The sequence below is a fragment of the Olsenella phocaeensis genome (assembly GCF_900120385.1).
GTDB classification, from domain to species: Bacteria; Actinomycetota; Coriobacteriia; order Coriobacteriales; family Atopobiaceae; genus Olsenella_I; species Olsenella_I phocaeensis.
The window spans coordinates 771,076-785,840 of record NZ_LT635494.1 but is presented as its reverse complement, the minus strand read 5'-3'; the positions used below and the strand labels follow the sequence as shown (position 1 = coordinate 785,840).

The 14,765-nt window shown below is 66.5% G+C and carries 13 protein-coding genes; 6 read left to right on the top strand and 7 right to left on the bottom strand.

The window, feature by feature from the left end; all coding sequences use genetic code 11:
- The first annotated feature begins 339 nt into the window (after positions 1-339).
- Positions 340-1,524, top strand: a complete 1,185-nt coding sequence (locus tag BQ7388_RS03725; RefSeq protein ID WP_072499813.1) for a hypothetical protein — start codon at positions 340-342, stop codon at positions 1,522-1,524.
- A gap of 44 nt (positions 1,525-1,568) precedes the next feature.
- Here BQ7388_RS03725 and BQ7388_RS03720 read toward each other — a convergent pair whose 3' ends face one another.
- The 5 genes from BQ7388_RS03720 to aspS form a co-directional block, all read right to left on the bottom strand.
- Positions 1,569-2,819 carry an FAD-dependent oxidoreductase gene (locus BQ7388_RS03720; protein WP_072499812.1) on the bottom strand — a complete coding sequence of 417 codons (1,251 nt, stop codon included), beginning with the start codon at positions 2,817-2,819 and terminating at the stop codon, positions 1,569-1,571.
- A 143-nt stretch (positions 2,820-2,962) separates the two neighbouring features.
- Positions 2,963-4,108, bottom strand: coding sequence for a glycerate kinase family protein (locus BQ7388_RS03715; RefSeq protein WP_083558243.1), 1,146 nt, complete (start codon positions 4,106-4,108; stop codon positions 2,963-2,965).
- 39 nt (positions 4,109-4,147) lie between these two features.
- Complete coding sequence (locus BQ7388_RS03710; RefSeq protein WP_072499811.1) at positions 4,148-4,462, bottom strand: glutaredoxin family protein; 315 nt, start codon at positions 4,460-4,462, stop codon at positions 4,148-4,150.
- Positions 4,463-4,604: 142 nt separating this feature from the next.
- Entirely contained in the window at positions 4,605-4,976 is a 372-nt protein-coding gene (crcB, locus tag BQ7388_RS03705; RefSeq protein ID WP_072499810.1) for a fluoride efflux transporter CrcB, read from the bottom strand.
- A gap of 100 nt (positions 4,977-5,076) precedes the next feature.
- Complete coding sequence (gene aspS, locus BQ7388_RS03700) at positions 5,077-6,852, bottom strand: aspartate--tRNA ligase (RefSeq protein ID WP_072499809.1); 1,776 nt, start codon at positions 6,850-6,852, stop codon at positions 5,077-5,079.
- A 553-nt stretch (positions 6,853-7,405) separates the two neighbouring features.
- Here aspS and BQ7388_RS03695 point away from each other — a divergent pair.
- From BQ7388_RS03695 to BQ7388_RS03675, 5 genes are all read left to right on the top strand, one after another.
- On the top strand, positions 7,406-8,869 hold the full coding sequence (locus BQ7388_RS03695) for an efflux RND transporter periplasmic adaptor subunit (RefSeq protein WP_072499808.1): 1,464 nt from the start codon (positions 7,406-7,408) through the stop codon (positions 8,867-8,869).
- A gap of 8 nt (positions 8,870-8,877) precedes the next feature.
- Positions 8,878-9,609 (top strand): ABC transporter ATP-binding protein, encoded by a 732-nt coding sequence (locus BQ7388_RS03690; protein WP_062529582.1) that lies wholly within the window; start codon positions 8,878-8,880, stop codon positions 9,607-9,609.
- On the top strand, positions 9,606-10,838 hold the full coding sequence (locus BQ7388_RS03685; protein WP_072499807.1) for an ABC transporter permease: 1,233 nt from the start codon (positions 9,606-9,608) through the stop codon (positions 10,836-10,838). Before BQ7388_RS03690 ends, BQ7388_RS03685 begins: the two co-directional genes overlap by 4 nt.
- A gap of 189 nt (positions 10,839-11,027) precedes the next feature.
- Positions 11,028-11,678: an HAD family hydrolase gene (locus tag BQ7388_RS03680; RefSeq protein WP_072499806.1), complete on the top strand. Its 651-nt coding sequence runs from the start codon at positions 11,028-11,030 to the stop codon at positions 11,676-11,678.
- A gap of 258 nt (positions 11,679-11,936) precedes the next feature.
- On the top strand, positions 11,937-12,245 hold the full coding sequence (locus tag BQ7388_RS03675; RefSeq protein ID WP_009277945.1) for a hypothetical protein: 309 nt from the start codon (positions 11,937-11,939) through the stop codon (positions 12,243-12,245).
- A gap of 287 nt (positions 12,246-12,532) precedes the next feature.
- On the opposite strand, the gene BQ7388_RS03670 is transcribed toward BQ7388_RS03675, so the two are convergent.
- Both BQ7388_RS03670 and BQ7388_RS03665 read right to left on the bottom strand, forming a co-directional pair.
- Positions 12,533-14,155, bottom strand: coding sequence for a 4Fe-4S dicluster domain-containing protein (locus BQ7388_RS03670; RefSeq protein WP_072499805.1), 1,623 nt, complete (start codon positions 14,153-14,155; stop codon positions 12,533-12,535).
- A 225-nt stretch (positions 14,156-14,380) separates the two neighbouring features.
- Positions 14,381-14,765: pseudouridine synthase (locus BQ7388_RS03665; RefSeq protein ID WP_129583223.1), on the bottom strand; the 385-nt coding region annotated here is incomplete at its 5' end.

Sequence of the window (14,765 nt, the reverse complement as noted above, 5' to 3'; positions counted from 1 at the left end):
GACAAAAAACGACATTCCATCTGCGCTCCCCGTTCGCCACGTACCAATCGTCAAACGCCCCGCACTCGATTCCCAACGAGAGTGGTTTCGACTTCAACGATTGTGTGAAGTTCGCTGCCGGAGAACATGGGCAAATGGACGTGTTCTCCGATTGTGTAAAAGAATTCTGTGGCTCATTGCCAAGTTGGGCTAATCATCCTTACACAATCGTCAATCACATCCAGAATCATCCATTTTTCCTGTCCGTTGTTTACACTAACGCCATTTAGGTTTCTTGCACCTTGAAAAGCTCGCGGCAGCACTTGCGACACCGAAGTTTCCAGTCAGGGGGCCAACGGGATGAATCTGGTAATCACGGGAAAAGTGGGAGTGGCGCTCCTTCGCGCCGCTCGCCTGAGGTCCGACCTCGGCCTGGCACCAGCCACGCTCCAGGCGGTGCCTCCCGTCGACGCAAGCGGCCGAGACGTGATGGGGCACAGCGGGGTCAGGGAACTCGTTGCCCCCCTGTTTGCGGCCGAGGACCCAGCAATCGGCATCAGGGTCGCATCAAGCAAGGAGCGCATTCTTGTTCGTGGCCTCAGTTGCAGCGTCACCGAGGGCGAGCTGTTGCCAAACTCGCTCCTGCGCGTCTGTGACACCAGGACCCCCTTTCTCGACAGTCCCATAAGGGGCGTCAACGTCTATGTGGACGCCCCCGGGCTCATGCTCCTAGGACGAGCCTCCGAACTGAACCAGCTCGTTTCATCGGGAAGGATGAGCAATCTTTCCGCGACTGCCGAGCTCATGGGCCTGGGCTGCGAGCTCTGCGGCACATACTCCTTTGAGCCAGGGCACGACGGCGGGTGTGGGTTTGGCCTGGACCCCCTTGCCACCTCCTCGGAGGTGTCTTCGTACCTAGCCGCGAGCAGGGGGAGGCACGGAGCGAAGCTGGCTCGACAGGCGGCGAAGATGATCCTCGATGGCTCCGCCTCCCCCATGGAGTCCATCCTGGGGCTGATGCTCTCGAACCCACCGCGCTATGGGGGAGTGAGCCTGACCTTTGGGGCGCTCAACAGGCCCATCGACCTCTCGAACGACCCAAGGGGGCTGCTGATGCATCACAGCATGAGGCCTGACATCCGATTTGACCGCTTTGGGATCTCGCTCGAATACAACGGCCGCGATTCCCATGCGCAAGAGCGGAGCATGCGAGACGACAAGCTGCGCATCGAGGACTATTCCACCATGGGCGACACGCTCTTCATCCTTCGTAGCGAAGACCTGAGGGATACGTCCTCCCTCGAGAGAACCCTCGCCCGCATCGCAAACGCAATTGACGCCAAGGGCCACAGGACAGAGGCGAGGAGGGTGCTGCGGCTGCTTGACGACCCCGCACGGCACGCCATCCGGGCAGAGGTGTTGGGATCCCTGCTTGCCCAATCCAGACTACGAGTCGCGTCGGTCAACAGACGGGAGACAAGGCGCGCCAAGAGGAAGAGGCATGCCAGGCTTCCCGGCAACAAGGAGCCGGGTCCCGCCAGCTGACGGGTCCCATGGCCAAGCGGCCTTGGCTCTTGCGAGACTCTGGCCTACTCCTGCGCCGCGACCGGACGCCCGGACTCGTCCAGCCCCATGTAGCGCAGCATGCCGACGACCGCCCTCTTGGCCCCCTCGACGGAGTGCACCACCGTCTTGGGGCCGTTCACCACGTCACCCGCGGCGAAGACGCCCTCGACCGTGGTCATGCAGTCGTCATCCACCACCAGGGTCCCCCGCTCCGTGCCCCTGAGTCCCTGGGTGGTGAGGATCAGCTTGTCCTTGGGCACCTGCGAGACGCAGAAGATCACCGTGTCGCACTCCACCTGAACGAGTTCGTCGCTCATGTCGACGACTTGTCCCTCCTCGTCTAGGATCGAGCGGCGGAACACCGGCCCCCTGTCGTTGATCGACTCGATGGACTGCCCGTAGACGATCTGCGCGCCATCGAGTTGCGCAAGCTCCACCTCGTCAGAGTTTGCCGAGACGCCACCCCAGTTGGAATACAGCGTCACGCGACGCGCCCCCTGGCGGATCGCCGTGCGCGCCACGTCCATGGCAACGTTGCCCACGCCGATGACGGCGACGTCCTGGCCGATCTCACAGACCTCGGGGTTGACCAGGTAGTCGATTCCGAAGAAGACGTTGCCGCGCGCCTGCCCCTTGATGCCCAGGGTCTTTGCGCGCCAGGCGCCAGTGCCCACGAAGACGCCGTCGTAGCCGTCACGCAGGAGGTCGTCGAGCTTCAGCGCGCCGCCAATCGTCGTGTTGGGACGCACGAGCACGCCCAGGCGATCGAGCAGCGCACGATAGCGGTCGATGATGGAGTTGGGCAGCCTGAACTCGGGGATGCCGTAGCGCAGCACGCCGCCGATCTCCATCTTCTGCTCGAAGATCGTGACGTCGCAGCCAAGGGCGGCAAGTTGGATGGCAACCGTGAGACTCGCGGGACCGGAGCCCACCACGGCGACGTGGCGTCCGTTGCGCTCAGGCAGCTCGTCCGGCCCCATGCGGTCCAGGTATGCGTCGGAGATGTAGTCCTCGATGGCCGAGAAGTGGATCGGGGTGCCCTTGCGCCCCCGAATGCAATGCCCCTCGCACTGCGCGCTGTGGTTGCACACCAGCGCGCACACCACGCTCATGGGGTTGTTCTCGAAGAGGGTCCTGCCCGCCTCCTCCATCCTGCGCTCGCGAAACATCTGAATCACCTGGGGGATGGCCGTATGGACCGGGCATCCCTCTTGACAGAGGGGCCTCTTGCAGTTGAGACAGCGGTCTGCCTCCTCGACTATGTGCAGCGCCAATTCGAACCTCTCCCTTTGTGTCATCTGTGCGCCTCCGCCCCCCGGCAGGATGGCGCGCGTGCTAACCCCAGATTCCGCCACGGGAGAGATGAGGTCAAGCGAGAACGACGTGCTGCCCCTCTGCACTCGTGGGCACAGGCGGGCTAGACCGCGGACCGACCCAAGAGGAAGGCCCGGACCGCCGACTCGGCGGCAAAGGGCACGCTCCTCTCCACGCCCCTCATGCAGTCCTCGAGCGAGCATGGCTCGTGGGCGCAGGGAACGACGAGGTCGACTCCCTGCGCGTACGCGGCCTCGAGCTCGTCGGAGCAGCTTCCCACCACCGCGACCACCGGCTTGCCCTGCGCCTTCGCACGACGTGCCACGCCGACCGGCGCCTTCCCGCAGGCGGACTGGGCGTCCATCCTTCCCTCGCCGGTGATGACGAGGTCAACCCCCGCAAGCGCCTGGTCGATGCCGACGGCATCCAGAACGAGCTCGATGCCACGTCCCGGCCTGGCGTCGGCGAGCGCCATGAGGCAAGCGCCCAGGCCTCCGGCAGCACCGGCGCCCTCCACAGCCGCGACGTCCCTGCTGCAGACGCGGTGCAGGAGCTCGCCCCATCCGCTCATCCACCCGTCATAACGGTCGAGCTCGCGTGGGTCCAGCCCCTTCTGGGGTCCGAACACCCTCACCGCCCCAGCGGAGCCAACGAGCGGGTTGGTGACGTCGAGCAGGAGCTCCATGTCCACCTCCCCAAGGCGCGGGTCCAAGCCCGAGACGTCCAGCGACTCCACGCGCACGAGCCCTGCGAGGCCCTCCTCGACGGGCATGCCGTAGCGGTCGAGGAGCCTGGCCCCGAGCGCCTTGGCGAATCCTGCGCCGCCGTCGCTGGTGGCACTGCCGCCCAGGCCGACAAGCACCCTCCGCGCGTCCTGGTCCAGTGCGTCAAGCAGCAGCTGCCCCAGGCCGAAGCTCGAGGCGGCAAGGGCGGAGGCGGGGCTGCGGTCGGAGAGGCCGATGCCTATGGCCTCCGCCGCCTCGAGCACGGCGCACCCGTCGTCCAGCAGCGCATAGCGCGCGTCGACGGGCACGCCCAAGGGCCCCCTGACCTCGAGGTGTCGCAACCTGCCACTCCGAGCGGCAAGCAGGGCGTCGATGGTTCCCTCTCCCCCGTCCGCGATGGGCAGGCAAAAGACGCGTGCGTCAGGATCTACCCGACGCACGCCTCTCTCGACGAGCTCTGCGATTGTCCTGCTCGACGCCGAGCCCTTGAAGGAGTCGGACGCCACCAGCACGCTCAGCGACATGGACGACGACCTCCCGTCGGCCTCGGTTCCCGAGACGCCCTAGAAGGAGCAGCCGCCCCCGATGGTGCAGACGCCGCCCGCAGGCGCCGCCTCGTCAGCGGAGGTTGCCCCCACTGCAAACTCCTTGGCCAGATAGGCCACGATGTCGCCAGACTCGTACAGGGGGGCGCCGTCGATGAAGAGGCAGGGCACCTGCCTCTTGCCGCCCACCTCGACGAGATGGTTGAGGTCCTCCTCGCTGCGGCTGATGTTGTGCAGGGGCAGCTCGATGCCGTTCTTCTTCATGAACGAGAGGACCTTGTGGCAGAAGGGACAACCGTCCTTGATGTAGAGCTCGAGCGTCTTTTCAGCCATAACGGACTCGCTTTCTTCGCATGCGGCGGATGGGGCCGCGCCTTGTCTCTGATGGGAGTCATATACCCCAAGCGGAGTCGTGCGAAGCACCGGGCATGGGGTCGGTCGTCCCTCCTTCAACGGCGCCCGCTCACGGCAAGGCCTAGGAGACGAGCATCCTGCCCAAGGCGATCCCGCAACCCACGGCAAAAAGGCAGCTCGCCACGTTGGCGACGACGTTGAGCGCGGCTCCGACCCAGTTGCCGGAAGAGGCGAGCTGGAAGGTCTCGTTGGAGAAGGTGGAAAAGGTGGAGAGGCCGCCGCAGAGGCCCACCGCCAGGAAGAGCCGCAGCCTCTCGGGCATCGGGGCGGCAAGGCCCACCCCGGTGACCAGGCCGATGAGCAGGGCAGCGAGCAGGTTGGCGACCAGCGTGCCTGCAGGCAAGGCCGGGGTGACCCCCTTGAGCCACACACCCAGCTGCCAGCGTCCCAGGCTGCCCAGGAAGCCTCCCAGGCCAACCGCAAGTGCCTCCATGGCACACCTCCATAGCAAAGGGGCGGATGGATGGCCCACCCGCCCCGAAGACACAGAATGACAAGGGCTGACGCGACTCTCGCCACCCCGGAGAGCAGGGCTAGAGGAGCCTCAGCGAGACCTCCTTGAGCTGGCGGTCGCTGACCTCGCCGGGCGCGTCGCTCATGAGGTCGGAGCCCGAGGTGGTCTTGGGAAAGGCCATGACGTCGCGGATGGAGTCGGAGCCGGCCAGCAGCATGCAGACGCGGTCGAGGCCCAGAGCGAAGCCGCCCATGGGGGGCGCGCCAAACTCGAGGGCCTCCATCAGGAAGCCGAACTGCTCCTTGGCGCGCTCGTCATCGAAGCCCAGCAGGCGCAGGATCCGCATCTGCAGCTCGGCGTCGTGGATGCGCATGCCGCCGCCGCCCGCCTCGAAGCCGTCCATGACGAAGTCGTAGGTGTGCGAGCCGATGGAGAGGACCTCGTCGCGGTCCTCGCTCGCAAGCAGGCCGAGCTGGTCCTCGATTGGCTGGGTGAAGGGTTGGTGCTCCGCCGCGAAGGCGTTGCGCTCCTCGTCCCAGTGGAAGAGGGGGAAGTCGACGACCCAGAGGAAGTCGTGCCCCTCGCGGGGAAGCTCGAGGGCATCTGCCATGTGGTTGCGCATGCCGCCCAGGATCTGGTCGCACTCGAGGCGGTTGCCCACCGCGAAGAGCACGAGGTCGCCCGGCTCGACGGAGAGCTCGGCGCGCACACCCTGGACCTCCTCCTCCGAGAGAAACTTGGCGATGGGGCTCTTCAGGCTGCCGTCCTCATGGAAGGCGAGGTAGGCCAGGCCCTTGGCGCCGAAGCCCGCCGCGACCTCGGAGAGGCGGTCGATCTTGGAGCGTGCCCAGCTGCCCGCACCCTTGGCGCAGATGGCCTTGACATGGGCCTTGGGGTCGGCGGCGGCACTCGCGAAGAGCTTGAACTTCGAGGCAGAGAATACCTCGCTCACGTCGTGGATCTCCATCCCGATGCGAGTGTCGGGCTTGTCGCTGCCATAGCGGTCCATGGCGTCCCAGTAGCCGATGCGCCGCAGGGGAAGCTGCATCTCGACGCCAACCTTGGAGAAGGCGTCGGCCAGGACCTCCTCGAGCTCGTCCATGACGTCGTCCTGCTCGACGAAGCTCATCTCGATGTCCACCTGCGTGAACTCGGGCTGGCGGTCGGCGCGCAGGTCCTCGTCACGGAAGCACTTGGCGACCTGGTAGTAGCGCTCGACGCCACCCACCATGAGCAGCTGCTTCAGGAGCTGCGGGGACTGCGGCAGGGCGTAGAAGTGACCCGGCTGGGTGCGGCTGGGCACCAGGAAGTCGCGGGCCCCCTCGGGGGTCGACTTGAAGAGCGCGGGGGTCTCGACCTCCATGAACTCGCGGCCGTGCAGGGCCTCGCGCAGGGCGAAGGTGAAGTCGGAGCGCAGGCGCAGCCTGCCCATCATGCTGGGGCGGCGCAGGTCGAGGTAGCGGTAGCGCAGGCGGATGTCCTCGGAGATGTCGAGCTGGTCCTCGATCTGGAAGGCGGGGGTCTTGGAGCGGTTGAGAACCTCGACGCTCGCGGCCAGGACCTCGATCTGGCCGGTCGCCACCTTCTCGTTCGCCTCGGGACGCTCGCGCACGACACCCTGGACCTTGATGGGCCACTCGGGACGGATGGCCTCCGCCACGTGGAAGGCATCGCCGCCCGCGTGGTCGGGGTCGAACGAGACCTGCGTCAGGCCCTCGCGGTCGCGCAGGTCGACGAAGACCATGCCGCCGTGGTCGCGACGGTGCCAGACCCAGCCCGTGAGGGTAACCTCGTGGCCGATGTCCGAGGTGCGGAGCTCCCCGCAGGTGTGGGTGTGCATGCTGTGTGAGTCCATGGGTTCCTCTCGCCTCTTCCGCCCCGTGCCGTTGCGGGCGGACCTACAGATGACGGCGTCCCGGCGTAGACGGCGCCGACGCGCGCAACACGCCAGTCTAGCAGCATCGGGCCACACCGTGGCCGCTAGTTGCCCGATGCGCCACCACGCCCGCACGCAGGCGGCGGAGCGCGCGTGTCATGAACGAAGCAGCGATGCGAGCCCACCGGCTCAGCGGAGGTAGTAGACGAACGAGTCGATCCTCTCGTCGATGCCGGCACTGAACGTGCCCGCGATCCGTGAGTGCGGTGCGGGTCTTGCGACCTTTTGCCTGCGTGCCAGCCAAAAAATCAGGTTATGGTAACTCTCATCACTTGACCACCTTGTTGCCATGGCAATGCGCCCTCGCGACGCAAGGGAGAAAGACAGTCTTAAGCTTTGCTTATTTCTCTTCCCAGGTCGTTGCCACGGGCCGGGGGGTCAGGTAGATTTCTGATTTAATTACCACCCATGATCCGTGCGAGCACATGCAACGCGTGACGCCTTGCGGCGTCCTGTGCGGAATGGAGCAAAGATGCCTCTAGACGATTCCACCGACTCGAACACCAGCCGGCCCGGAGCTCCCAAGAGCCCCCTGGGAGAGGATGCGCGGCAGCCCGCCGCCCATCTCGGGCAGACCACCCGGATGGACCTCCCGGACATCCCTCCGGTCATCGGTGCCGCAGGAACCGATGACGGCGACGTCGACGCGGAGCTCGAGCGCCAGACCGCCCTCGCCATGCAGAAGGCCAAGGAGCGTCGTGCCAAGCGCAGGCGCAAGCGCCTCATCAAGGTGGGCGTCGCCGTAGGCATCGTTGCCGTCATCGCAGGCGGCATCGCCATCTCCAGGCAGCTCGCGGCGCAGGGGGCACAGCAGGCGACCCCCATAACGGCACCCGTCACAAAGCAGGACTTCTCGAGCACGGTGAGCGCCTCGGGCAAGGCGCAGCCCCTCTCGTCCACCATCGTCACCCCCGAGGTCGACGGCATCATAGAGGACGTGCAGGTGAAGGAGGGCTCGGTGGTGAGCGAGGGCGACGTGCTCTTCACCCTCAAGAACGACTCCCTCGACAAGGCAGTGCGCGAGGCGTCGCAGCAGGTGAGAAGCGCCCAGAACGGCGTCAACAGCGCCCAGACCACCCTCGACAACGCCTGGGACTCCTACAACAAGGCGCTTGACGCATGGAACAGCGCCCCGGACGCCGAGACCCAGAAGGGCATGACCCATCCCGACCAGGTGTACGCCGAGGTCGAGAGCGCCCAGTCCAGCCTCGAGGGCGCACGCATCTCGCTCGAGGGCGCGAACGACGCCTACAACGAGGCCGTGGCCAACACGTCCAAGCGGACGGTCAAGGCTCCCTGCTCCGGCAGCGTAGTGGCGGTCAACGCGGTGGCAGGCGCCTCTGCGGGAGGGGCCGCCGGTGGCACCGGGCAGGCTGGCTCCGGTCCTTTGGTGCAAATTGCCGACGTCTCCCAGATGACGGTCACCGCCCAGGTCAACGAGGTCGACATCTCGAAGCTCGCCGTCGGCCAGAAGGCGAGCGTGAGCTTCTCGGCCCTCCCCGAGCTCAACATGGAGGGCGAGGTCACCCGCATCGCCACCGTCTCGACCGGAAGCGGTGACAGCGGCGGGAGCGGCTACGGCGTGGTCACCTATTCGGTGGAGGTGCTCATCCCCAGCCCCGACCCGAGCCTCAAGCCAGGCATGACGGCAAACGCCACCATAACCACCCAGAGCATCCCCAACGCCCTGACTGTCCCGGCGACCGCCCTCACCCCCGGGGAGGGGGAGACGTGCACGGTCGAGGTCGTCAAGCTCTCGGACGACGGCTCCAGCATCGCGTCGAGCGAGAAGCGCGAGGTCAAGGTCGTCGCACAGAACTCCAGCGACGCCGTGGTGGAGGGCCTCAAGGAGGGCGAGCTCGTCCTCCTGGGCACGAGCGGCGGAAGCTCCGACGAGGACTCCGGAGCCATGGCCGGCGCCGGCATCATGTACTAGGGGCAACGATGGACCTCGTACTCGACGTTCGCGACATACACCGCATCTACGAGACCGAAGCGGGGCTGACCCATGCCCTAAGAGGCGTGTCGCTCCAGGTCAGGCGCGGCGAGTTCCTCTGCATCATGGGTCCCTCGGGCTCGGGCAAGTCGACCCTCATGAACACCCTGGGATGCCTTGACACCCCCACCTCCGGGACCTATCTCCTGGAGGGGACCGACGTGTCCACCCTGGACGACGACGAGCTGGCAGAGCTGCGCGCCACGCGCATCGGCTTCGTGTTCCAGTCGTTCAACCTGCTGCCCCGCTCCACGGTGCTGCGCAACGTCATGCTCCCGCTCATCTACTCGGACTGCCCCGTGCGCGAGCGAGAGGAGCGTGCCATCCGAGCGCTCGCCGCGGTCTCGCTTCCCGAGCAGTACTTCGACCACAAGTCCAACGAGCTCTCGGGCGGGCAGATGCAGCGCGTCGCCATCGCCCGCGCCCTGGTCAACGACCCGGCGCTCATCCTAGCAGACGAGCCGACCGGCAACCTCGACTCCGCCACGGGCGACATGGTCCTCGGGACCTTCCGCCGCCTGCGGGAGGAGGGGAAGACCATCGTGCTCATCACCCATGACCCAGAGGTGTCGGCCTGGGCCGACCGCACCGTCCACATCAGGGACGGCAGGCTCCTCACCGACGCGCAGGAGCGCGAGCTCGTCCGTCACAGCAGCACCGGAGGAAGGGGGCTCACGTGAGGGCACGCGACCTTGCCAGCGAGACCTGGGAGGCGCTCGACGCCAACCGGGGCCGCTCGCTTCTCACCGTGTTGGGCATCGTCATAGGAATCAGCGCCGTCATCGCCATGACCGCGCTGATTGGCGGCATCAAGAAGGCACTGGTGAGCAGCTTGGGGCTGACGCAGGCCAAGGCAGTGTACATCTCCGTCTACACGGGTGACCCCATCACCCAGCAGGACGTTGGCTACATCGCCCAGGCGCTTCCCGACTACGAGTTCGTCACGGGCATCTCGTACGGATCGGCGGACGTCACCACACAGAAAAAGCAGACCAACGCCCAGGTGATGGGCGTCAGCCCCGAGTTCTTCCAGGCTCAGAGCAGACATGCCAGCTCGGGCAGGCTCGTCTCGTCCGATGACCTGGACAGGATGTCGACCGTCGTCGTCATAGACCAGAACGCCGTGGGCCTCCTCTTCGGCGACGCCGACGCGGAGGCGGTGGGAAGGACGGTCCGCCTGGGCAACGACGACTACACCGTCATCGGCGTGTTGCCCGCCACGGGGGCGGCGACGGGCAACGGCATCACGGTGTACGTCCCCCGCACCACCTGCTGCGCCCGCATCACCGGAAGCCAGACCGTCGACCAGATCGTAGCGTTTGCCCGCGACGGCGTGGACGTGGACCAGCTCGTGAAGTCGACCAAATCCACACTCGAGGCCCACTACCACGTCCAACAGGACGCGAGCTCCGAGGGGGGGACGGGCGGCGGCATCATGGTCTATTCGATGAAGCAGATCGCAGACCAGCTCAACTCGACCATGCTCGCCTTCCAGCTGCTCATGACGACCGTCGCGAGCATCTCCCTCGTCGTGGGCGGCATAGGCATCATGAACATGATGCTCACCAACGTCACCGAGCGCATCCGCGAGATAGGCCTGCGAAAGGCGCTGGGCGCAAAGAGGTCCGACATTACCAAGCAATTCCTGCTCGAGTCGATCTGCCTCTGCCTCGCTGGCGGCGTCATCGGCATCGTCTTGGGCTATGCCGGCGCCTTCGGGCTGGCCAAGGCGGCAGGAGCGGGCATCATGAGCGGCATGGGGGGCTCCGGCGGCATCACGCCCGTCATAGAACCCACCGCCGTCACCCTGGCGACGAGCATCTGCGTCGCCATCGGCATCCTCTTCGGCTTCTATCCCGCCCGTCACGCCGCACGCCTGGACCCGGTGGAGTCCCTGCACTTCCAGTAGGAATCGCAGCGAGGGCGAACCGCCCCTCTCGCCCGCGAGCACCCCTTGGAGGCCCCCGCGACCGGCGCCCTGCCGGAGACGCGGGGGCCTCGCCTTGTGGCGGGACCTGGCGGTGGGCTCCTGCCCCACGTCGGGAGCCTATACTCAGGGCGGTAGGAGAAACCGCGGGACGCGGAGGAAGGCAGGGACATGGCATACGAGGCGGCCATCTTCGACCTGGACGGGACTCTACTTGACACCCTTGACGACTTGCACGCCTCGGTCAACCATGCCCTCTCCTCCGAGGGGCTGCCCGGCCGCTCCAAGGACGACGTGAGGTCCTTCCTGGGAAACGGCGTGGCCCGGCTCATCCACCTGAGCGTCCCCGAGGGCACGCCCGTGCCTCAGGAGGCGCGTGCCCTCGCGACCTTCCGGGCTCACTACGCCCGCCACAACGCCGAGCGGACCGCCCCCTACCCACAGGTCAAGGAGCTGCTGCGCGTGCTCTCGGGCGAGGGGGTGCTGAGGGCCGTCGTGTCCAACAAGCCCGACTCCGCCGTCCAGGACCTGGTGGCGACCTACTTCGGGGGACTCTTCGACGCAGTCGTGGGCGAGCGGCCCGACGTGAGGCGCAAGCCCGCGCCGGACTCCCTCCTCGCCGTCACGTCCCAGCTGGGATGCCGGCCGGAGCGGGTGGTGTACGTGGGCGACTCCGAGGTGGACCTCCAGACGGCAAGGAACGCGGGCGTCGACTGCATCGCCGTGAGCTGGGGCTTCAGGGACGTGGGCTGGCTGCGCGCCCAGGGCGCCACCACGATCGTGGGCACGACCGAGGAGCTTGCCGAGGCCATCCTGTTCTGACGCCGAGGAGGCGTCGCCCCTCGGCAGAGGGGTGGAGACGACACCAGGCTCGATGCAGGACCGACCAGAGGCCTTACGCCGACGGCAACCCCGCACCATTACGGCCTCGTGCCGGTGACGGGTCAAGCCTCCCCCACCCGCACGTCCCTAGGCCACGTTTGCCTAAAGCATCGCGAACCGGCGAATGGGAGCGGCCGCGGGGCGGTACTATTTTTTCAGCAGCACCGTTGGCAGTATTCCTTCGAGAAAGGATGCGATATGGGCAAGAAGGCAGCTGAGGAGCTCGAGATAAATTACGACGAGCTGGCCGATTACCTGCACAGCAACCACTCCGTATACATGAAGGTCGACAACGACGTCTACTACCTCACAGACGTCAACTTCGAGGCGTGGCGCGCGCAGGACACCAGCCGGCGCAACTCCAAGAACCACTTCGTCGACTGCAGCGACCTCGTGCCGACCGTCGACGAGTTCCTCTCCCTTCCGTTCATGCATGGCAAGACCATCAAGGACGTCTTCGACTCCGCCAAGTTCTATGCCTCGGTGAAGGGCGTCAAGGAGCCCTAGGCCCCTCCCCTCGTTCGCGATAGCACGCATCGGACCGCGTCTGCCAAGCTGGCAGCGCGGTCTTTTCTTGTGCGCGACCGCAGCGGTCGAAAGACCCCAAGGACGACTGCGGGGGAAGCCTGCGGGCTGGATGCGCAGAACAGCAACGGACTGCGCGTCATTCTCGCCTGACCTGGGAAAAGGCGAGAGGACCGCGCATTCCACGATTGGTCTGCGCGATCCTCTCCCTTTCTTCTGGCGCTCCCTTTCTTCTGGCGCTCGAACCGGGCGGCCGCAGATGACGACCCCTAGCGCTTGGGCTCCTGCGCCTCGCGGCTCTCCGCGACCTCCAGGTCCTCGTCTTCCTTGGTGAAGCCCTTCTCGAGCATGGGAAGGAGCATGCGGTAGGAGTTCTCCGTCGCGTTGAGGTGCGGGGACTTCTTGGCGTAGCGCTTGACCGCCGCCGTCGACTTGTTGATGGCGACGAGCGTGCCGGCGCCCGCCACGCAACCGCCGGGACAGGCCATGCCCTCGATGAGGTACCCCGGATACTTGCCCTTCACGGCGTCCTTCATCATCTTGCGGCACTCGTCCAGCCCCTCGGCGTTGACCACGTTGACCACACGGTCGGGGTAACGACGGTGGATGGCGTTGACCACCGCGTTGGCCACGCCACCCGCGACGGCGAAGTTTCGTCCGTCGGTGCTGGCCACGTCGAAGTCGCTCTTGTTGTCGTCCTCGAGGCTCAGGTAGTCGATGTCGCGAGCGTCCATCATGCCCGCCATCTCCTCGAAGGTGAGGACGAAGTCGACCTCGCTGCGCACGCTCCTGCGCATGGCCTCGAGCTTCTTGGCGGCGCAGGGTCCGACGAAGACTATCTTCGCGTTGGGATGCTGCGCGCGAATCATGCGGGCGGTGAGCGTCATGGGCGTGAGGGCCATGCTCACGCAGTTGGCGTGCTCCGGGAACTCGCGCTTGGCCATGACCGACCAGGCGGGACAGCAGCTCGTACCCATGAAGGGCAGCTTGTCGGGCACCTCCTCGAGGAAGTCCTCCGCCTCCTGCATGGCGCAGAGGTCGGCGCCCAGCGCGACCTCCTCGACGCCCGAGAAGCCCAGGAGCTTGAAGGCCTCGCGCAGCTTGCCCACGTTGCCCTTGCCGCCGAACTGGCCCACGAACGAGGGGGCGACGGCAGCGATGACCTCCTGTCCCGAGTGGATGGCCCAGATGACCTGGGCGATCTGGCTCTTGTCGGCGATTGCGCCGAAGGGGCAGTTGACCAGGCACTGGCCGCAGCTCACGCACTTCTCGTAGTCGATGTCGGCGCGACCGTGGTCGTCGGAGCCGATGGCGTTCATGCCGCAGGCAGCGGCACAGGGACGGACGTGGTGGTGGATGGCCTGGTAGGGGCAGGTCTTGGCGCACATGCCGCAGTGGATGCAGGCGCCCTGGTCGATGAAGGCCCTCTTGTCCACGAACGAGATCGCGTTCTTGGGGCAGATCTCGCGGCAGGGGTGTGCCAGGCAGCCCTGGCAGGCGTTGGTGACCTCGTAGACGTTGTCCTTGCAGGAGTTGCAGGCAAACTTGATCACGTTGATCAGGGGCGGCTCGTAGTAGGCGAGGTCGGCCGTCTCGGCCTCCTTGAAGCCGTCCGAGATGCGCGCGGGCCGCTCGACGCCCTGCAGGGGCAGACCCATGGCGAGGCGGATGCGCTCGCCGATGATGGCGCGCTCGAGGAAGACGCTCTCGCGGTAGGTCGCGACGTCGCCGGGAAGGATCTTGAACGGCAGCTCGTCGAAGGCATCGTCTATGTCGCTGTCGGTCTTGCTGGGGTCGTCCCCCATCGCGTAGCAGACCTTCGCCACCTCGCGGAACACGTTGCGACGAATCTCGGTAAGGTTGGTGTACACGCCACGCATGCTGCCGGCCATAGGAACCTCTCTCGCGTGCGCCGGACGAACCGGCGTCCCCTCCTGAGCCGGCCCCCGCCGGCGTGCGCCCCATAGGGCTGCCCCACCAGTATGCATCAAAGCGAGAACCACGTGGACACGCGGGCCGCAGGCAGGCGTCCGCGAGGGTGCTAGCCGCGGCTGCGGAGCCAGAGGTCCTCTCCTGGGCGCCCCGCACAGGTGGCACGGCCGCCCCTCGGCCCTGTGCTAGCCGCGGCGGCGGAGCCAAAGGTCCTCTCCCTTGGGGAAGGCCTCCTCGAAGCGGGCGGGCCAGGCGGTCGAGAGGCGCAGGTGCTCGCCCGTCACGGGATGGTCGAGCTCCTCCTCGATGGCGTGCAGCATAAGCGAGTGCTCCCGGCGCGCGCCACGCCTGCCCCGGTGAGTCGCGGGGCGGCTGCGACAGCTGCCGTAGAGCGGGTCTCCCACCAAGGGGAACCCCAGGTGGGAGAGATGGACTCGAATCTGGTGACGCCTGCCTGTCAGGAGTTCTATGGCCACGAGAGAGATGCCGCCCTCCGTTCCCAGCAGCCGCGCACGCGTGTGGGCCGGCCTGCCCGTGCGGCTCGCGCGCATGCGACGGGCGTCGTGGCGG